Source organism: Cohaesibacter marisflavi (genome assembly GCF_900115225.1).
In the GTDB taxonomy this organism is placed as follows: Bacteria; Pseudomonadota; Alphaproteobacteria; order Rhizobiales; family Cohaesibacteraceae; genus Cohaesibacter; species Cohaesibacter marisflavi.
The window spans coordinates 360,448-379,782 of the sequence record NZ_FOVR01000001.1 but is presented as its reverse complement, the minus strand read 5'-3'; the positions used below and the strand labels follow the sequence as shown (position 1 = coordinate 379,782).

General features: G+C 52.7%; 18 protein-coding genes. 7 read left to right on the top strand and 11 right to left on the bottom strand.

Annotated elements, in window-relative coordinates; all coding sequences use genetic code 11:
* The first annotated feature begins 179 nt into the window (after window positions 1-179).
* From BM258_RS01630 to BM258_RS01620, 3 genes are all read left to right on the top strand, one after another.
* Entirely contained in the window at window positions 180-2,447 is a 2,268-nt protein-coding gene (locus BM258_RS01630; protein WP_210186618.1) for a transglycosylase domain-containing protein, read from the top strand.
* Window positions 2,448-2,600: 153 nt separating this feature from the next.
* Entirely contained in the window at window positions 2,601-3,176 is a 576-nt protein-coding gene (locus BM258_RS01625) for a DUF1214 domain-containing protein (protein WP_090068175.1), read from the top strand.
* Window positions 3,173-3,733: a DUF1254 domain-containing protein gene (locus BM258_RS01620; protein ID WP_090068173.1), complete on the top strand. Its 561-nt coding sequence runs from the start codon at window positions 3,173-3,175 to the stop codon at window positions 3,731-3,733. The genes BM258_RS01625 and BM258_RS01620 overlap by 4 nt, the downstream gene beginning before the upstream one ends.
* Before the next feature lie 65 nt (window positions 3,734-3,798).
* On the opposite strand, the gene BM258_RS01615 is transcribed toward BM258_RS01620, so the two are convergent.
* Window positions 3,799-4,530 carry a hypothetical protein gene (locus tag BM258_RS01615; RefSeq protein ID WP_090068171.1) on the bottom strand — a complete coding sequence of 244 codons (732 nt, stop codon included), beginning with the start codon at window positions 4,528-4,530 and terminating at the stop codon, window positions 3,799-3,801.
* Between the two features lie 505 nt (window positions 4,531-5,035).
* On the opposite strand from BM258_RS01615, the gene BM258_RS01610 reads away from it, so the two are divergent.
* A complete protein-coding gene (locus BM258_RS01610) occupies window positions 5,036-8,410 on the top strand; it encodes a DUF2336 domain-containing protein (protein WP_090068169.1) in 3,375 nt (1,124 codons plus the stop codon).
* Window positions 8,411-8,501: 91 nt separating this feature from the next.
* Here the strand turns inward: BM258_RS01610 and BM258_RS01605 are convergent, their stop codons facing one another.
* The 3 genes from BM258_RS01605 to BM258_RS01595 all read right to left on the bottom strand — a co-directional run bounded on the left by BM258_RS01605 (window position 8,502) and on the right by BM258_RS01595 (window position 11,784).
* Window positions 8,502-8,849, bottom strand: a complete 348-nt coding sequence (locus tag BM258_RS01605) for a DUF1491 family protein (protein WP_090068168.1) — start codon at window positions 8,847-8,849, stop codon at window positions 8,502-8,504.
* A gap of 28 nt (window positions 8,850-8,877) precedes the next feature.
* Window positions 8,878-9,795, bottom strand: a complete 918-nt coding sequence (locus BM258_RS01600; protein WP_090068166.1) for a peptidoglycan-binding domain-containing protein — start codon at window positions 9,793-9,795, stop codon at window positions 8,878-8,880.
* 78 nt (window positions 9,796-9,873) lie between these two features.
* Complete coding sequence (locus tag BM258_RS01595) at window positions 9,874-11,784, bottom strand: PAS domain-containing sensor histidine kinase (RefSeq protein ID WP_090068164.1); 1,911 nt, start codon at window positions 11,782-11,784, stop codon at window positions 9,874-9,876.
* A 607-nt stretch (window positions 11,785-12,391) separates the two neighbouring features.
* Here BM258_RS01595 and BM258_RS01590 point away from each other — a divergent pair.
* Together BM258_RS01590 and BM258_RS01585 are read left to right on the top strand one after the other, a co-directional pair.
* Entirely contained in the window at window positions 12,392-12,775 is a 384-nt protein-coding gene (locus BM258_RS01590; protein WP_090068162.1) for a DUF5330 domain-containing protein, read from the top strand.
* A gap of 373 nt (window positions 12,776-13,148) precedes the next feature.
* Window positions 13,149-13,571 carry a SufE family protein gene (locus tag BM258_RS01585; protein ID WP_090068160.1) on the top strand — a complete coding sequence of 141 codons (423 nt, stop codon included), beginning with the start codon at window positions 13,149-13,151 and terminating at the stop codon, window positions 13,569-13,571.
* Window positions 13,572-13,632: 61 nt separating this feature from the next.
* On the opposite strand, the gene BM258_RS01580 is transcribed toward BM258_RS01585, so the two are convergent.
* Together BM258_RS01580 and BM258_RS01575 are read right to left on the bottom strand one after the other, a co-directional pair.
* Window positions 13,633-14,472, bottom strand: a complete 840-nt coding sequence (locus BM258_RS01580) for a DUF6456 domain-containing protein (protein WP_090068158.1) — start codon at window positions 14,470-14,472, stop codon at window positions 13,633-13,635.
* Window positions 14,469-14,882: a helix-turn-helix domain-containing protein gene (locus BM258_RS01575; protein WP_090068156.1), complete on the bottom strand. Its 414-nt coding sequence runs from the start codon at window positions 14,880-14,882 to the stop codon at window positions 14,469-14,471. Before BM258_RS01575 ends, BM258_RS01580 begins: the two co-directional genes overlap by 4 nt.
* A gap of 35 nt (window positions 14,883-14,917) precedes the next feature.
* Here BM258_RS01575 and BM258_RS25010 point away from each other — a divergent pair, with 35 nt between their 5' ends.
* The gene (locus BM258_RS25010; protein WP_342029345.1) at window positions 14,918-15,544 is read left to right on the top strand and encodes a DUF6477 family protein; all 627 of its coding nucleotides are present in this window, start codon (window positions 14,918-14,920) and stop codon (window positions 15,542-15,544) included.
* A 165-nt stretch (window positions 15,545-15,709) separates the two neighbouring features.
* Here BM258_RS25010 and BM258_RS01565 read toward each other — a convergent pair whose 3' ends face one another.
* From BM258_RS01565 to BM258_RS01545, 5 genes are all read right to left on the bottom strand, one after another.
* Window positions 15,710-16,123, bottom strand: a complete 414-nt coding sequence (locus BM258_RS01565; protein ID WP_090068152.1) for a Ros/MucR family transcriptional regulator — start codon at window positions 16,121-16,123, stop codon at window positions 15,710-15,712.
* A 305-nt stretch (window positions 16,124-16,428) separates the two neighbouring features.
* Entirely contained in the window at window positions 16,429-16,797 is a 369-nt protein-coding gene (gene mnhG, locus BM258_RS01560) for a monovalent cation/H(+) antiporter subunit G (protein ID WP_090068150.1), read from the bottom strand.
* Window positions 16,794-17,159 carry a cation:proton antiporter gene (locus tag BM258_RS01555; protein ID WP_244544552.1) on the bottom strand — a complete coding sequence of 122 codons (366 nt, stop codon included), beginning with the start codon at window positions 17,157-17,159 and terminating at the stop codon, window positions 16,794-16,796. The genes mnhG and BM258_RS01555 overlap by 4 nt, the downstream gene beginning before the upstream one ends.
* A complete protein-coding gene (locus tag BM258_RS01550) occupies window positions 17,159-17,635 on the bottom strand; it encodes a Na+/H+ antiporter subunit E (protein ID WP_090068148.1) in 477 nt (158 codons plus the stop codon). Before BM258_RS01550 ends, BM258_RS01555 begins: the two co-directional genes overlap by 1 nt.
* Window positions 17,635-19,323: a Na+/H+ antiporter subunit D gene (locus BM258_RS01545; RefSeq protein WP_090068146.1), complete on the bottom strand. Its 1,689-nt coding sequence runs from the start codon at window positions 19,321-19,323 to the stop codon at window positions 17,635-17,637. The genes BM258_RS01550 and BM258_RS01545 overlap by 1 nt, the downstream gene beginning before the upstream one ends.
* Between the last annotated feature and the right edge of the window lie 12 nt (window positions 19,324-19,335).

Below are 19,335 nucleotides of genomic sequence, written 5' to 3'. Positions count from 1 at the left end.
CATTAGCAATTGGTTCGTCAAGTCCTGTATGATGTCAGAGGTGATTATTCTTGCCAGTGCGCAAAAATCGGGCCCCAATAAACTAAAATTTATGTCTGGCCCAGGACTTGCTTCTTGAAGAGCGTTAGCTAACAAAGTATTGCTAGGTCCATCGATTTCAGAGACAAAGTGTCAGAGCCGTGAAAGATCCGTTTCAAAATAGCACAAAGGTCAAGTGGAAATACCGTTTCCTCGCCCTGGATGCCGCTGTCGATACCGGACTTTATCGGCTCCGGGAAACCCTGCTGCGTTGGCTGGAGAATGTGAATTCCGTGATGCGCCGCCTGCGTGTGACAGGATGGCGTTTCTGGCTGATCCAGATGCTCTCGGGCGGCTTGACCATGGGCGTGTTCGGCGCGCTATTTGCTCTTTCATGGGCGCTCAACGATATGGACCGGACGATCGGAGGCCTGCCCGAACAGGAAGATTACGCAGTTACCTTTCTCGATCGCTTTGGCAACGAAATCGGTAAGCGCGGTATTCTTCAGGACGATTCCTTTGAGCTACAGGATCTACCGGACAATTTCATCAAGGCGGTTCTGGCAACGGAAGACCGGCGTTTCTTCGAGCATTTCGGTATCGACTTTCTGGGGTTGGCACGCGCTATTGTCGAAAATGCCCGAGCAGGCGGTGTCGTTCAGGGGGGGTCCACGCTCACCCAGCAGCTCGCCAAGAACCTGTTCCTGACAAACGAACGCACCCTCACCCGCAAGATCGACGAGGCTTTTCTTTCGCTCTGGCTGGAAGCACGGCTCACCAAACGCCAGATTCTCAAACTTTATCTTGACCGCGCCTATATGGGCGGCGGCACCTACGGCATTGCGGCAGCGTCTGAATATTATTTCGGCAAATCGGCCAAGGATCTCACGCTGGCAGAATCCGCCATGCTGGCCGGTCTTTTCAAGGCACCAACGAAATATGCGCCGCATGTCAATCTGCCCCGCGCCCGCGCCCGCGCCAAGGAAGTGCTGATCAACATGGTTCAGGCGGGTTTCCTGACCGAGGGCCAGATTGTGGGTGCCCTTCGCAATCCGGCTACGCCCGTTGATCAGGCAGAGAAAGACACGCCCAACCATTTCCTTGACTGGGCTTTTGAGGAAGTCAAACGCATCGTTGGCGGCAAGCATCGTGTGTTGACCGTCAAAACGTCTATCGACATGACTGTACAACGGCAGTCGGAACAGGCCATCGACAGCATTCTGCGCGAGAATGGCAAACGCTATGATGTCAGCGAAGCTGCCGCCGTGCTCATGGAGCCTGATGGTGCTGTGGTCGCGATCATTGGTGGCAAGGATTATGGCAAGAGCCAGTTCAACCGCGCAACTGATGCCCTGCGCCAACCGGGCTCGTCTTTCAAGCCCTTCGTCTACACAACGGCCCTGATGAATGGCTACACCCCCAAGTCCGTCATTCAGGACGCGCCGATTACCATTGGCAACTGGTCACCGAAAAACTATGGCCGGTCCTATTCCGGTCCGGTCACACTGCTCAATGCGTTAAGACGCTCGATCAACACTGTGCCCGTTCGCCTGGCTCAGGCCATCGGTCGCGACAAGATCGTCGAAGTGGCTCACAGGATGGGCATTCATTCAGAGCTCAAGATCACGCGCTCTCTGCCGCTTGGGGCTGCGGAAGTCTCGGTGATGGATATGGCAACAGGCTACGCCGTTTTTGCATCGGGTGGCAAGAAAGCCATCGCTCACGGGGTTTTGCAGATTCTCGATTCCAAGGGGCGTGTCATCTATGATTACAATCGCACCCACAAGCCCGAACAGATCATCCCGCCAGAAACCATCGCTGGCATGAACGAGATGTTGGTTTCCGTTGTTAACGCCGGCACAGGGCGCCGGGCACAACTGGAAGGCATTACGGCAGCAGGCAAAACCGGCACGACGTCTTCCTACAAGGATGCTTGGTTCTGCGGTTTTACCGGCAACTATGCAGCGGCAGTTTGGTTCGGCAATGATGACAACCATGATACTCGGCGCCTCACCGGCGGCAATCTGCCAGCCATGGCCTGGCAAAAGATCATGACCGCAGCTCACCAGCAGGTCGAGTTGAAGCCCATGCCCTATGTTGAAGACCCGATCCTCTTCCAGAAAAACCACCAGAATATTCAGGTCGCAGCAGCTGGTCGCATCAAAGACTTGAAGACCCAACGGTCCAATCAGCGTCTGTCTCCCAGTGTGGTCAATCAGCTGGATCAGCTATCAAAGCTATTCAACCACGATGACGATGCCTCTGGTTCTCAGCCGCAGGCCCCAGAGCTGCTCCCCCTGCCCGCGGCCTCTCCAAACAAGTCTGGTTCAGTACCCGGCCTAACCCAGCTCAAGCAGCCACCATCTGGAGGCTTGAGTGAACTCAAGACTGCATGGCAACGGGACCAAACGTCGATCATAAGCCGCTGATCAGAAAAGATGCGGATTTGTCGGACTGGCCTTTCTCAAATTGGCGATCTGCAATTGACCTTTGCGTAAATCCCTGTACGGATACATTAAGGGCTTGAGGAAAACGAGAGTCGAGCGTCAACTTTGAGCAAACCAGAACGAGAGCGATAGAGCGTGCGCCTAATCGGAGATATCATTCTTTTTGCTGTTGTCGCCATCGGCCTCGGCATTGGCAGCGCCTATTTTGCCGTCAATCATGCAGATCGTTTCGGGCTGTTCCAAATCGGCCCCTGGCACGCTTGGCCAGATGCTGCAGGGCCGGACGTCAATCCCTACTCCCGCGCAGATCAGGCGCGGCGCGGCTCATTGAAGCTGGCCTCGGGAGAAGGCATCGCCTTTGTTGCCACCACGGATGACAAAGGCACGCCGCTTGATGGCGCCTGTCACTATCGCGTCGAGGGGAGCGAGCTACCTTCGCGCATCTGGACCTTGACGCTTACTACGAGATCTGGCGAGCTGATTGACAATCCATCCAACCGTTATAGCCTGCACAGTCAGGATGTGGCTCGTGTGAGTGGCAGCAGATTTGATATCGTGACCGGCCCAGAGATCATGGGGGGAAACTGGCTGCAAAGTCCGGCCAATGTGCCTTTCAAGCTTGTACTGCGGCTCTATGAAACGCCCCATACCAGCGGGGGCGGATATTCGGAAATTGAGCTTCCATCTATAGCAGCGACGGGGTGCCCATGATCCGCGAAATCCTTGTCTTTTTGGCAGCTCTCATCGTTGCAGCGATCATTCACATCGCGACCATTTTTGCCCTACCCTATTTTGCGGAAAATGATCTATGGCATAAGGTTCAGGCGCTGGGGCCGGTACATGAGATGTATGTACTTTCAGACCCGCAAGACGCAATCAACTTGTCGGTCGATCTGGACCCGACTTTCGCTTATGGGCTTTGCCGTACCAATGTATCTGACGCGCCGATTTTATTGAAAGGCAGCCTGCCGAGCAATTTCTGGAGTCTGGATTATGTCGACCGGAATGGTCGTAGCCAATTCAGTCTGACCAACCAGATTTCGGGATCAAACCTCAATGTTGTTCTCGCGACACGCGGACAGCAGCGGCTGTTGGCGGAGCGCCCAGACATGACTGATGAAACGGCCATTGTCATTTCGGCAGCAGGGGAAAAGGGCATTCTGGTTGTTAGAGCCATGGTTGCATCCGAACGGGACCGGGGCACTATCGCCAGCGCGCTGGGAACGCTCTCGTGCGGCCCTCTCTGGAGCGAAGCGTCCTTTGAATAGACCATTGGCGCACCGATACTATTTTACCGGAGGCGATAGCTGTTCTCTTCCCTTTAAAGTCTGCGTTATTTGATCAAGGTTCGGTCCACTTTGTCCCACTGACGACGTGTATAGCGCGAGGGCAAAGGCGTGTTGGCGGCCCCTTGGCTATCCGAAGCGGCGATGGTGCCATTCTGTTCTTCAAAATCGGCCAAGAGGAACCGCAGCGCCTGATTGGCCTCATGCACGCGTGGGGATGGTGTTTCTATTTCAAGCTTCTTGATCGCATAGGCATAGGCGGTCATGCGATATTTCAAGGATCGCCAGACCCATGCAATGTAGCGCTTGTTTTCATCAACACGGGCATAGGCGTTTTTCAGCTCTCGCGGATCCATATCAACCTTGCGTTCCAGCGCAGCCATGCGTTCGTTGTCCATGGCCACCACCCGTTCCGCGGCGGGAACAAAACTGGCCAAAGCGTCACGGTCTTGCTGGATATCCTGAATAATGCGTTCATAGCGCACATGGTGGGAGGCATATTTCTCGGAATGCAGAACCCAGTAATAACGTTTTGGATCAAAGCCCATATCGATGAGCGGCGTCAGCCGAGCCGTCTGCGTCTCGGTGAGCAGGTGTAACCCGACATTCTGGAGCGAGGAATAGAATTTCCACAAATCCGATGAAATCCAGTCTTCAGCATGCGGTGGCCTGATGAGGTTCCAGGCCAGATTACGCATGGTCTTCTCTTCATCGGTGAAATTGAAATCAGAGACCAGTTCGCCGGTCAGTTTTGCCTTCAGTCTGCCGGTATTGTGCATGAAGCCTTCAGCGAAACTGTTGCTCTCGGGCCGACCAAGATCCCCTACTCGCGAACTGCAAGCGGAAAGCCCCAGGACAAGCGCACAAAGGACCGTTAGACCGGCTCCACGGCGTCCGCTAGGTATGGATGGTAAGTCTGTGAAATAATTTCTCTTTTCCAAAGGCCCTGCAGTCCTGAAGCAGCAAGCGAGAGTTGATCGCGCATCACCATACCATTACAATTTCGAGATATCACTCGAATCGATTTCGTCCATTGTTCAGCATAAGAATGCAGATGCCAAGGGGCCGATTTGGAAACAAAGCACCCGCTGCTTCTGTCCCGATCTCCGACATGCATTCAGGCGATGAAAAGTCAGGCCAGAATGCCTATGGTTAACAGGATATTAAAGAATAACCACGAAGATGAAGGCTGACAGTTGGGATATGGATTCAAACACGAGGACGACTGGATGGGAACGCCTGTTTTCTCTTCTCTAGCCGCGATTTACGCAAAGGGTTTCTGACGTGAAATCACTTGTTGCACGGTCGCGCCTAGCTGAGGAAACAGAGACCTACCTGATAGCGGGTCAGTTCGACCGTCTGGCGCAGGCACAATTCACACATATTTTTCGACGCCATTTCGGCGCGACCTCCATTGCAGATAGGGTCGCGATCTCTCAGAAGCTTTGCTCTATGCGCCGGGTTCCACGGGATGTGGTGCTACTGCTTTGCTGCGATGTTGATGCGGTTGCCGCTCCGGTTCTGGCGCAATCACCGCTGCTTGATGCTGCGGAGCTGACGGTTCAGATCTTGCAGGGGAATTGCGCCAAGCGGGAAGCCATAGCGCTGCGGGCCGACCTTTCGGCACTCCTGATCTCTCAACTGCTTCTTTTTGAAGAGCCCTCCGTTGCCCGTCATTTGGCGGAGAACAGAGCGGCCCGTCCATCTATTTCCGCCCCGATGCAAGCCAAAATCGAGCGCATTGGAGCCATAAAATTTGAACAATTGGAGCCCAAGGCAATGCCTAAGGAAACAGATAAGCTGGATGCGCTGGTTTCTTCCATGGAACAGGATTGGTGCGCGCATTACAAACCAGACGCTCTTGGAGAAGACATATCATCCATTGTTCCAAATGCAGAGCCCCCTACTGCCTCTGAAAACGAACTGCCCGAGATGTCCCAAGCCTCTGCATCCCACCCCGCCCCGGCCCAACCCGTCTCTGCGATGAACGATGAAGCCCTGCTGCTGGATGCAGAAGACATGAAGCTTCTTGATCAGCTTTCCGAAAGCGATTGGGATGCGCTGGATGATGATGCAATCGAGGCTTTGGCAAGACAGCTGGCTGAAACTGATCAGTCCCAGCTCGACGATGCATTGCCCTTATCTGAAAGCAGCGACATCGTCTATGGAGTCGCAGATGCGCTTGAGCAGGAAGCTCCAGATGTGTCAGCGACAGAAGAAGCGCCAGCAGCCCTTGCCTCTTCGATGGGCGCCTCTGAGCCTGAAGAGCTGATGGACGATGTGGAAATGCTCGAAACGGCTGCCATAGCTCAGCCAAGCGCGTTCGAAGAAGAAACCGGGCCAGCTTCCTTCACAATCGGCGCTTTCGATAGCGAGAATGCCGATTTCCCATTGTTGAAGTCCCCTCTCTTAGGCGATGAACGCGAGGCGACCATTTCCTTTGGTCCTGCGGATGAACCTGAAGAAGATCACACACCGGCTCTCTCGACGTCCTATGTGGCTCCTGATAATGATGTCGATTTTGATGCCTGCGATAAAACCTCCTTTGTCATTTCAGCAGAAGAGCCGCCGCTGGCCGAGCTGCTTCCCCCTATGCTGGAGGACGCGCCACAAGAGGAACCAGAGCCATCTGCGCCATTGACCGCGAAGGTACCGCTCGCCTCCTTCAACACATCGCCTTTGGACAACTTACGCTCTGCCCTTAAGCGCCCTCTTGATCAGCAAGAGGCTGAACTCCTGGCACAAGCAAGCCAGAAGCTGGCCAATCGCACCGCTGGAGAGCCTCTTTCAAAGGAGCCTGTTGCGTCCAGGTCTTTGGAGCGCAAACCTCAAATCACTCTGACCATTCGCAAGTCATCCAACAGTGAAACTGTTTCCACACCAAATTCAGGCGAGGCTGAAAAAGCAACCAAAGCGCCGACACCTGCTCCGGGTTCAGAACAGGCGGCTTCCTCTACGCCAAGCGACACAGCTCAGAATGATCTGTCCATTCCACGCGCCCATTTAACCTCGGCGACCGAAGATGACTGGGAGCGCGCATTGGCGCGTCTCACCGGCGATATTCCGGCCTCGGAAGAAGACGGAGTTGCGCCAAGAATTTTCTCCGTCCCTGCGGCTGCGGAAAGCACAAGCCAACAGACAGAAACAAAAACCAATCCCTTGGCGCAAATGAGCACAACGGGACTTGAAAAGGTCGTGAAAGCGATTGAAAGCGAACTGTCGCTTGATAGCATCGCAACAACCGACCAGAGTGAAATGTCCTCGCAGGACGAAGAGCCAGTAGGCTCCGCTGAAGAAGACGCAGATGAAGGACACGCTTCTTCGGAGGATACATCCATCATATCCGAGGCTACCGATCAGCCACTCATTGCCGAGCCTCTGCCCATTCCCCGTGGCGCTCCTTCGTCCGTAGATGAAGAAGTCTCCTCCGAGGGTGATGAACCTCTGGTCCATGAGCATGCGCCCCTTGGCTTCATGCCTGACATGATCAGCTTTGCTGGTCTGGAACTTGTCGAAGCCGAGCCAGACCTGCCGTCTGTCTCTGATTTGCTTCTCGATACATCATCAAGAGCCATGCCTCATGTGGAATTGGTTGAACCCATCGAGATCGACATTCTGGAAAATGGCGAGATCACTGCTCTGGAAGATCTTGAAGCAACCCCGATGCAGGTGATTTCCGAACAGTTGGAGGCCCAGCGTGAAGCGTTGAATGCCCTGCGTCAGAAGATGAAGGACTATGAGGACGGAACGCGCCAAAGCGTTAGCGCACCATCATTTTCCGCAGGGTTCCAAGCCGATCATGATGCGCCCGCTCCGATCGAGAAGATGGATACTGAGAGCGAAGCTGACGACATTTCGTCCCTGCCTGAGTTGTCTCAGCACACGCTGGTTGATGTCGATGCCTATGAGGCCATGAAGGGCTCCGAGAAGAACCAGAACGCGAATGAGACAGCGGCTTCTTCATCCTCGCCATCGGACGAGAGTAACGAGACAGACCCTGTAGATCTCGCATCCATGGTTCTGAACGCAACCGCACGGGATGGCATGGCAAACAGCTTCTATGGCTATGACGCTGAAACAAGGCTCACTATCCTGCAATCCATTCTGGCAGAAACCATTGTCGATGCGGGCCAACAAACCAAAGATGATCAGGCACGCGTCATGCTTGATGACTTCACGGTGCAGGAACTGGTTGCCGCCCGCTTTAGCAATGATCGCATTCGCGCGGCAGACTTGATGCATGATATTTCAGGCCATCGCCGTCTTGATATGACGCAGCTCCTTCAGGACAAGGGCGGCGAAGCGCTGGTGGTTTATCTCTATTCCATCGGGCTGGATGAGAGCAGCACCCTTTCTATCCTGTTGCATGGCCCCGATGCTATTGCTCATGACTATGAGAAAATCACCCAGCTGATGACACTGTATCATCAGCTCTATCCTGCTGCAGCGAACAAGATTGTCGCCCAATTGTTTGGCCAGCCGCGTACCGTCGCCTCCACGCAGCACGCGCCACTCCATGACGAAGGCGCGGGCAAAAGCGCCGCCCGTCTAAGGAAAACCGGATTGCAAGGCTCTTCAGATCCTTCACGAAAAGCAGCCAGCGAAGGCTCTGCTCTGCCTGAGTTCGGCCGCAGATTAAAGAGACCGGAACAAGGCTGAAACTGACAGCCCAGAGAAATCCAAAAACAAAACCCTTGCCGCTTTTCTCAAGTGGCAAGGGTTTTTGTTTATCAGCGGGGCTCTGAATCGATCAGTCATCGGCAAGCATCAGATCATGGCCCGCATCGGCACATTCTGTTTCGACAACCCAGAAATCACTGTCAAACTTGGCCTCTTTCTCCAGCCTGTCCATGATATCGAATGTGGATACAGCTTCCAGACAGCGGCGAAAGAGGCGGTCTCCCTGCCTTGAGTTGTCCTCGCTATAGGAGAGCTGGCTTGCCGGCTCATAAAGGTCGTGCGTACCGTCCAGCCGATCCACACGCACAAAGATGGCGCCAGCCTCTTTGGCTCCACGACGGACAAGAACTGATGGCTTGCCCGCAGAATTACGGCGGCGCAAGTAGGCAGAGACCCACAGGTCAGAAGTTAGGCGCATTGATTGTCTTACTTGAGAGAGGTTGGAGTTAGCCCAGATCGAGATAACCCATGATCATCATTTCCTGCAGCAGGCGATCATTCACCTGACCGGTAACAGGGTGACCTCGGCTCCGCTGGAAATGTTCGATTGCAGAACTCGTCTGGCTGCCCATAACGCCGTCAACGGTCAGGTTTTCAAAGCCGATATTCTTCAACGCCTGCTGAACCTTGGCCAGAACCGGATCTCCCGAGGCGCTTACAGATGCGGTTGCCATCGGAATGCTCTCAGGCGGAACCGGACCGATGGACACCAGCTTGCGCGGCACTGGCTTCGGGGTGATCTGCATGCGAGCAGTTGACCGTGGAGTAGTAGGTTTTGACGTTGAGCCTGCCGGTTTGATACGCGGCAATGCATCGAGCTTTTGTGACACCTGCTTTGGCTCTGGCTGAGGTTCCGGTTTGGTGATCAGCACTTGCTCAGGCATTTGGGTTTGATTGGTCGGAGCGACCTTCACACTCTGAACCTGAGCTACACTGCCGGTTGCCAGCTCTTTGCGCCGGGTCAGAATATCATAGAGTTGCTGCGAAACCTTGCCGGTAACATTGAGACCAACCGAATCCTGATAGGCAGCAATGGCCTCTTCCGTCTGGCGTCCTTCTACCCCATCGAGAGGACCGGCATAATAGCCAGCAATCATGAGCGCATTCTGTATGGTCAGGGTCATTGCCTGCTTGTTAACCTGCTCCAGAGCATTGACACCGGATTTTGCGTTGGCACGATTTTTCAGATGCTCGTTGCGCACATCCTTCATGATCACAACACCGGCGGAATTGGGCTGTCTTAAAAGGGCATTGCCAATAATGGCGGCGCTAGTGAGCGCCATGACCACAATGACAACCAGGGAGAGCGGGCTAACCCTGCGCTCTTCTTCCCAGTTTTCATAATCGTCATATGTCTCTGACATTGCGTTTTGCCTCTTGCTCAATTGTTCTCTACCGGATTTGGTTTTCTTCTAGCGATTTTCCATTCAGGGAAATCACTGTCAGGCGACCTTGTGTGCCCTGTTTGCCTGAGTCTCGGTGTCTTCCTTTATCAAGTGCGATTCAATAGGAACGATCAGATCAACAGACGGATCGTCACTCTCAAGCGCAGTCTTTGTCATATCTAGCGGCAGGGTTACGGTTACCGTCGTTCCTATGCCCAGCTCGCTATCAATGGACATGTGGCCATTCTGCAAGGTGCTTAAGCCCTGCACGATGGAAAGCCCGATGCCAGCGCCCTCGAAGCGACGCTGCAAACTATTTTCGGCTTGAACGAATGGCTTTCCTAGTTTGGGAATGTCCTGCTTGTCAATGCCAATGCCGCTGTCGGACACAATCAAATCGATCATGTGATCCAGTTTGCGGCCGCGATGGTCGCGGGCATGACGCACCGAGACCATGACCTTGTCACCACGGTCGCTGAATTTCAGCGCATTGGTGATCAGATTGAGAAGGATCTGACGGCAGGCACGCGGATCGAGGCAGACTTCGTGGATATCTTCATCATTCTTGCTGTAGAGCGCGATACCCCGATTTTCTGCATCGCCTTGCATCATCTTGCAACAGCTTTCGCTCAGGTCAACAATATCGAATTGCTGTGACACAACTTCAAAATTGCCCGACTCGATACGCGACATATCCAGCAGAGCATTCACCAGCTGCAGAAGATGATTGCCACCCTTGTGAATCAGTTCGGCATATTCGATGCTCTTGGCTTCATTGTCATGTACCAGATCAGGATGGCAAAGGATTTCAGAAAAGCCAATGATGGTGTTGAGCGGGGTTCTCAGTTCATGGGTCACATTGGCCAGAAAGCGTGTTTTGCTCTCGTTGGCCAATTCCGCTTCGCTGCGCGCCTCTTCCAATGCCTGCTGCTGCTTCTTGCGTTTGCTGATATCGCGAGATGCGGCAATGGCACCAATGACAACGCCGCTATCGTCGCGCTCTGGTGCGCATTTCATTTCACACCAGCGCAGCTGTTCCCTGCCCTTGACTTCATCAGAAGCGTCAGCAGAGCCTTCCGGCTGAGCCACGATGCGCACTTCCACCGTCACCGGTGTCTTGTCATCATCACTCTTGTTCATGCAATCAGACAAAGCCTGAAGAAAAGCAGGGCGATCCGGAATATGCACTCTCTGAAAAAGCCCGTTGCCCATGAGATGCTCTGGTTTGACATTGATGAGCGACTGAGCGGTGGGAGAGGCAAAGGTCACGTCTCCACTGCGATCATGGCGCGTGATCATATCGGAAACCGTATCGGCAATAGAGCGATAGCGCATTTCTTCCGCCTGAAGCAGGCAAAGACGCCCACGATGCAGAAACTCGATCCGAATAGCCAACATACCGGCATAAAGGATGGCGACCATAACCGACAACACTCCGACCAGCGAAAGACCACCGTTGGTCAAAGGAGCAGGTTTAAGGAATCCGGTCATATCAATGCAGCCAATAAGACCAAGGGCCAGCAAACAAATAACCAGAGCCCGCTTGATGATTCTCTTATTGCCGGAAAGGGCAACCTCCAGAGGAATGACACCAAGCCAAATCAGATGGGGAGACTGCAATCCGCCGGTCATGCTGGCAATCCAGATGATAAAGGCCGCAGTCATGGAAGCCGTCAGCAAGAAGGCATTGCCCAGCTTACCCGTTTTAGACAGATACAGTACGGAGATGAGCGGAGTGAGCATCCACAATGGCAACAAAGACAAGTTGGAGGCGGCAGCCCCCATGGCGTCGCTTGCCGTCAGGATAACAATTGGCAGAGTGGCTAGAGCCAACAGGCCAACGGCCAAATGCACCCCAATGAACAGGGCGTGGCGCGCTCTGTCCTGATCGCAAAGTTTGCTGGGTTCATAAAGAAGACCGTCTATAACAGACCGAAGGGGCGACTTGTCCCAAATGGCGTCGAGCACGATTTAACCTCACCTGGTTTATGGCACTCTCTTTTGGAGTCCATAAAAATTACGCAATACAAACACAGGTCGTCGACCTTCTGGTCGGCAGGCAGCGTTGTCATCAGAGTGCCACGCATACTTTTAAGGAACGCTAAAAAACCAACGCTCTCCTCACGACTAATTATGATGAACAATTGGTTTTTGCCGATTAGGGCAAAGAAAACGTTCTTATGGTTAACAATTCACTAGAAAAATAGAACTAGAAACCGGAAAACCTTATAAATTTCAGTCTTATAGTTGCATCCACAGCTGTTCATAGCTGTTTATCCGCTCGGCTCTCCTGCCCTTTGCAGGCCATTTGGAGCTCCGGCGGTTAAGGTTAAAGCGGCAGGTTTCTGCGGACATACGCCTTGGTAAACAGACTCTTTTTTGAAAGATCAAATTTGAATCTATTTTGACTCTTTCTTTCAAACTGCTTTTGACATGATCACGCTATCGTAGGGTCAACATCAATTGCACCGACTTTCATCATATTACAAAACAGGAAAGTTGGTAATGGTGTGGTTCGTGGACGGATGTCGCCTCACAGGTGTGAGGCATATGTGGGAATTGAAAGGGCACGGGAATGTCATTTCTTATCAGAGCTGCTTTCTGGCTATCGCTGGTCATTCTGATTCTGCCAGCAGATCGTGAAAACACATCTGACAATGCGAATCTCTCAACGTCTGAGGCGTTGGTAGCTGCGCAAGCCACTCTGAAGGATTTTACCTCCTTTTGCTCGCGGCAGCCTGAGGTTTGCGCGGCTGGGGAAGTGGCAATCGAGAATTTCTCTGCCAAAGCCCGTTACGGAGCCAAGCAGGTTTACATGTACCTAGATGGTGACAAAGATCAGACGGCAGATACCACCACTTCTGCACCAGAAAACACGTTGGCTATGAACGAAGCCACGCTCAAACAACAGGAACTTGATCGCCAGGCTTTGGCGGAAATGGTTCGCAACGCCGACTGACAAAGTCGGTTAATTGAATAAGGAACAGTGAAAACCAAACGAATTTCGGCTTTGTCCCACCTATTAGGCGAGCCGAACTCCAGGTCGGACACTTGATGCAATCTCTATTGTTATTCACTGACAACGGCCTCATCATCCGTGATTGCATCAAGCATCTGACCGTACTCGTCCCACTGGGCCAGTGGCCGCGCCGAAATGAACCTGCCCTTCATTTCGGCGCTTTCTTTTTGCCCATCCTCCTCTCCCTATCCCCTCAATTTATAGTGTCTTTATAGCCAGTCTTGCTCATAGATGGCTTGCCCCTTGCTCCACGCCACCGGCTTGATTAGTGTAGTCGCCAAAGAAGTGGATTCAGACAAGAACCGAGACTGCCATGCCTTTATCGATTGACGAGATCATTGAGAATTTTTCTTTTATTGACGACTGGGAAGAGCGTTATCGCTATGTCATTGAGCTTGGCCGCGAGCTGGAAGATCTACCTCAGGAAGCCATGACATCCGAAAACAAGGTCGAGGGGTGCGTTTCGCAGGTTTGGCTGACCACAGAGGTAAATGGCGATGCGTCCAACCCGACGCTGACCTTCCAGGGCGACAGCGACGCGCATATCGTAAAAGGTCTGGTTGCCATCGCACTGGCCACCTTTTCTGGCAAGACAGCCAAAGATATTCTGGGTACGGATGCTGATGCCATATTCGATCAGATCGGCCTGCGGGACCATTTGACGCCACAACGTTCAAACGGTCTTTCCGCAATGATCGGCCGTATCAAATCTGATGCCCAAAAGGCATTGGGCTAAAATCAGCACTGGTGCTCAACGCCGGAACCATCAAACAGAAGAATAGAAGTGCCCTCTCCGCTCAACTCTCATCTGATGAGAGCAGAGACGGCCGATAGTCTTTAGTGCCCCAACGGCGCATGGCGCTTCGGGCTGGGCCAGTGACCTCATCGAAGAGTCCGTAATGCCGCGCCAATCTGGCAAGCGCCAGCGACAAGACAAGCTTTGCCGACCGCGCAGGCCAATTGCGCGTACGCTCCATTTCTTCCAGCCCTTTCTGGAAACAGCAGAAATCGATCAAAGGGTCGGCAAACTCTTCCCCAACATATTTCAACGCAGCTCTAAATCGGTCCTGTGCGTCCAGCGCCACATCTCCAAAACCGGGTCCCGCGTTGGCTCTGCGTGCATTCTTGGAAACGGCCCCTTCGGATTGTCCCAATCGTTGCCAATTGATACCAAGGGTTTTAACCAGTTGCCCCCGATCGAAATCACTGCATAGCCTTTCGCCCGCTTCAAGCTGACTGCCAGTAAGATAGCAACTGCCATCCGCTTTCCTACGATTGGCCAGATGATGCAGAGGGTTCTCTGTCTTGACAACGTTAGCGTCACCGCGCGCCCTATTGTACGGCACCTTCTCCCCACGAACCTGTGTGCCAATTGCCCCTTTTTCGGTGAGCCGAATTTCTTCGCGCTTGAGCTTTTCACGCCGCAACGCCGTTCTGCCCTTGTCCGTTAATGCCAGTTCCGTCTCTTTCATCTCCACCCAGCCGCGTTTGAGCAAATTCTGGATTTGTGGTTTGGGCCACCGGTCCACCTGTCGGTTGTTACTGCGGGCGATTTGCCCAATAAGCTTGAGGCAATCTCCTGCAAGACCATTTTCAAGCGCGGTATTTTTCTGACACTCATGGCTAGTCTTGTTCATTTTTCCCTCATTCTGGTCAGCGGGGTAACGAGCATCATGGTCTCGAGAGCGCTCTCCAGACTGTTGATCAGCAGTTCCGTTTCTTCCTCCTCGCGGCGGTCCTCAACCACTCGGCAGGCATAAGCGACCGTCGTCCGATCCCGCTCATAGTAGCTGGCGATATCCTTGAGAGGGTAGCTCAGACAGACATGGCAAAGATACATGGCCACCTGGCGCGCAAAGGCCACGCTCTTTCTGCAACGAGTGCCAGCATGCAGGGCGCTGCGCGGTAGCCGGTAGGTTCGTGAAACCAGTTCGTCTACCAGCGCAAGAGCGTGCACACCATTCTGCGCCTCTCCACTTACCATCGGATTTCCTAGCCAGGGGGATGCGTTGGCCGCCAGACTTTCGATATTTAATGCAGTTTCCATTGTTTACTCCATGAACCTTGCTCGCATTTGTTGCGATGCGTTGTATTAGTACATATATACAACCTTTGCTTGAATCAGGAATAAATTCCTCACATAAAAAATGGAATATTTTTAAAGCCAGTCGCCGCGATCCCCGCAAATCCCTCATATTTGTTACCTTTCGTCGCTTTACTCTTTGTTCACCATCCCACTTTGGAAACTCTCCTTATACCCATAATCCCCCTTCTTTCTGCTTGAGAGACAATCTAGGCATGGTTCAAAACAGTCTTCAGCCCAAAGGGGCGCTTAGCACTCGGTCTTTCGCGAATGGCAAAACCGTGCTGCCGTCATCACTTCCTCACGTTCCGAAAAAGGGTAGCCTTGCCAGTTGTAACGACACACTTGCAGGCAGGAGAGTTATTCATGGCTCAACATTCATCAGAGACATGGTTCGAATTGGAGAGAGAAAGTATGTACGCGACCGAGATCTGCCAGGCTTGCTTCACATGTTCCCAGGAGAGCTCCGAAGTCTGGAGAAGAATAATGAAGGTGCAATTCTGAGAAAGCTTAGTCAGGCACTCAGGGCGGAGCGGCGGCGTGGACGTGCCGCCCATTACAGATATTCCCTAATGCGGCATATTGCGCTTATGCAGGCGATCGCTGCGGAAAAGGCCCTGAGGTAAGGGCCCCTAATCTACAATCAGAGTAGATGGACAAGCCCAACCTTAAAGAAGAAAACCGTGTAGCAAAAAGCAAGACAAAACAGAAAAGGCAGCTTGAAAGCTGCCTTATTCTTTGCGTCTACGCAGACGGCGCTGCGCAATATTTAATGGAAACTTTGACGTATCTTACTTCTTGCGGCGCTGCTGACCCAAGCCCATTTTCTTGGCAAGGCTGGAGCGTGCTTCTGCGTAGCTTGGAGCAACCATTGGGTAATCTGCGGGAAGACCCCATTTCTCACGATATTCTTCGGGAGACAGGTTGTAATGGGTGCGAAGGTGACGCTTGAGCGACTTGAACTTCTTCCCATCTTCAAGACAGATGATGTAATCTGGCGTGATTGATTTCTTGACCGAGACTGCTGGTTTCGGTGCTTCGACAACTTCTTCGGAAACGGGAGTTTTGGTATCTTCCAAAGCTTTATAGATGTCGCCAATGAGGCCCGAGAGATCATTTACCGGCACAGCATTATTGCTAACATATGCGGAAACGATATCAGCGGTAAGCTCAATCAGTATGTTGTTATCTGTGTTTTCTGACATAATCCGGACATTCTTTCCAATTGACGCTCAAGATGATTGCTGTTCACCTGAACAATCTGGCACTCAACTGTTGGATACTAGAGTCACCAGTTTCAAAAACCATTGGCGTCATTGGTAATGTATCTATGTTTTTACTTCAAGAAATAATGCATTTTTCTTTGTATGCTTGTGGGAAACAATTATATGATGCGGAAATTTCATAGTAAAGCAAGATTATATGTGCGCGCAGAAACAAACATAAGAAAAGGGAGTTTCGGCTCGAAACTCCCTAGTTAACAATCATTCAACGGCCAGATATAGAGAAATCACTTATGGTCTGAATTCTTCTCCATACTATCTGCATATTCGTCAATTACTGTCCCCTTCCAGGGTTTTGTTCCGGTAGAGTACGCAGCTTTTGCAACCAAATGTGCTGTAACCGGGGTCGTCAATAGAAAAAAGATAATACCAGCCAACGCACGAGAGAATACGTCGAATTCTCCTGAATGCAAGGCTAGAGCCAACAGCGCGATGCCAGACCCCAGCGTACCGGCCTTGGACGCAGAATGCATCCGGGTATAGACATCAGGGAAGCGGAGCATACCGATAGACGCTGTGAGCACGAACACCGCCCCCAGCAAAAGCAAAAGCCCGACGAACACCTCGGATATCATAGTAAGGGTCAAACCAATCATTCCAGTCCCTCCAGAGCTCTCTTGGCGTCAGCTTCCGCTTTGGCGGCCTCTTTCTCATCGAAATATTCCGAGCTATCCCCGTGATGCAGCACAAACCGGGCAAAGGCCAAGGTGGACAGGAAACCGACCAGCCCCAGCGCAATGGCAATATCAGTATACAGATAGAAGTCGGTTTTCACCCCGATCACGGCGATAAAGCCGATGCCGACCGCAACCAGCATATCGAGACCAATAATCCGGTCTCCCAATGTCGGGCCCTTGATGATGCGATAGGCCGTGAACAGGAAGGACAGAGACAGGATCATCAGTGTCAGCAGTATGGCGACATCAAGAAATGACGGCATATTCATAAGTGGATCCATCAGCGAAAGGCCTCCATGATCTTGCGTTCAAAGCCAGTTTCGATTTCCTCGCGCATGTCTTCCAGATCATCAATCGTGATTGCATGAATATAGAGATATTTCTTGTCGTCGGACACATCAACAGACAAGGTGCCCGGCGTCAGCGTGATCAGGTTTGCCAGAATGGTTATTTCCAGATCTCGATCGGTTTTCAGCTCATAAGCAAAGAAGCCCGGCTTGAGCTTGATGTTGGGACAAACAGCGAGAATGGCCACCTTGGCGGCAGATTTGATTAGCTCAACGATAAACAGGAAGAGCAGCGATACGATCCGTCGCACACGCTGGAAGTAGCGCAGCGTGCCAGCTTTTTCCCGGATGATGAACAGGACAATCGTGCCTAACACGAAACCGAAAAGCAGGTTGGGCACCGTGAAGGTTCCACCGACGGCCGCCCAGATGATGGCCAACAGAACATTGACCAGAAACAGATATTTCATCAGTGCGCTCCTTCCGAATTCTGAACAGCCCCATTCTCTGACGCTTCATTGAGGCGATGCCCTTCGACGGCCTGAGCTTCTGCGCGCTCTTTCTCCTGCGCCCGCACTGGGCCGAAAACGGCATCGAAATACTGATCAGGCTTAAGAAGCGTCGCCGCGCCATATTGCGAAACCGAGAAGACGGGTGATGGATAGACGCCAATATAGACGATCATCGCGACCAGTGCCATAACCGGCACAAAAACGCGCCTTCTGACAATCTCGGACAAGGTATAAAGCGGAGCGGCGTCCCGTCCGTCCTGCGTGCCGATCGGACCACCGCGCCAGAAGGCATGCGCCCAAACGCGGCCCATAGCAATGGTGGTTATGAAGCCAGAGATAAGGACGGAGAAGGCAAGCCAGCCATACCCTTCCTTGAGGCTCGATTCCACGAGCACCATTTTTGGCCAGAAACCGGAAAATGGCGGCAAACCGGATGCAGCAAAGACCAGCGCTAGAAATAGAATGGAAAGCCAACTGGAAGCTCTGTAACCTCCGCCGAGATCCGCAAGATTAACCTTGCCTCCGTTCTTGCGCATCAGAATGCCGAAGGCCAGATACAGAGCCGTCATCACAAGAATGGAGTTCACGGCATAGAGAATAGCACCGGTGATGGCATCCTGCGTGCCCACAGCGACCCCAACCATCGACGAGCCGATACCGCCAACAACCAGAAAGCCGAAGGTCCGGCGCACATCATTCTGCGCCAAGGCACCAATAGCGCCAACAATCATGGTCAAGGCTGCGATCCATGCGATAAGATCGCTCAGCATGTCCCTGCCCTCGGGCATTACCAGAACCAGCGTGCGGATCAAGGCATAGACGCCAACCTTTGTCAGCAGCCCTGCGAAAATTGCAGAAACAACGATCTTTGGCGTGTGGTAGGAGGCGGGCAGCCAGAAATTGACCGGAAAGGCCGCCGCCTTCATGGAGAAGGCCAGCAGATATAGCGTGGCAATCGTGCCCATCGGCGCGGCACCTTCAGGCATTTCCCTCAGGCGCAAGGCAATGTCGGCCATATTCAGCGATCCGACCGCACCGTAAAGATATCCTGTGGTGACCAGAAACAGCGTCGTTGCCATCAGGTTGAGCACGGCATATTTCATCGCGCCATCCAGTTGAATGCGCTCGCCATCCACGATCAGGAGACCGAAGGATGAAATCAGCATCACTTCAAACCAGACATAGAGGTTGAAGATATCACCGGTGAGGAAGGATCCTGTAATACCGGTCATCATCCAGAGCAACGCAGGATAGAAGCCAAACCTTGTTGAGGTGACCGATATGTCCGCCAGTGAATAGACACAAACCGCCAGAGCGACGATCGCGGCGATAAGCGCCATCAATCCGCCCAAGGCATCGACCACCAGTGTAATGCCAAATGGCGGCAACCAACGCCCCATTGTCATGGTAATTGGCCCTTCAACCATGACCCGCGACAAGAGCAACGCATCCACCAAAACCAAGGCAGCCAGATAGAAGCATGCCAGATAGCCATGCCATTTTGCCTGATAGCGCAGCATCACGAGTGACGCTCCACCAATGATAGTAATCAGCGATGGAGCCACAATCAGCCAGTCCGCCAGCGAGGTCGGCGCCATCAGCATTCCTGCGGCATAATCCACCGCGTGATCAGCATTTCCAGCCATAGCTGTCTCTCT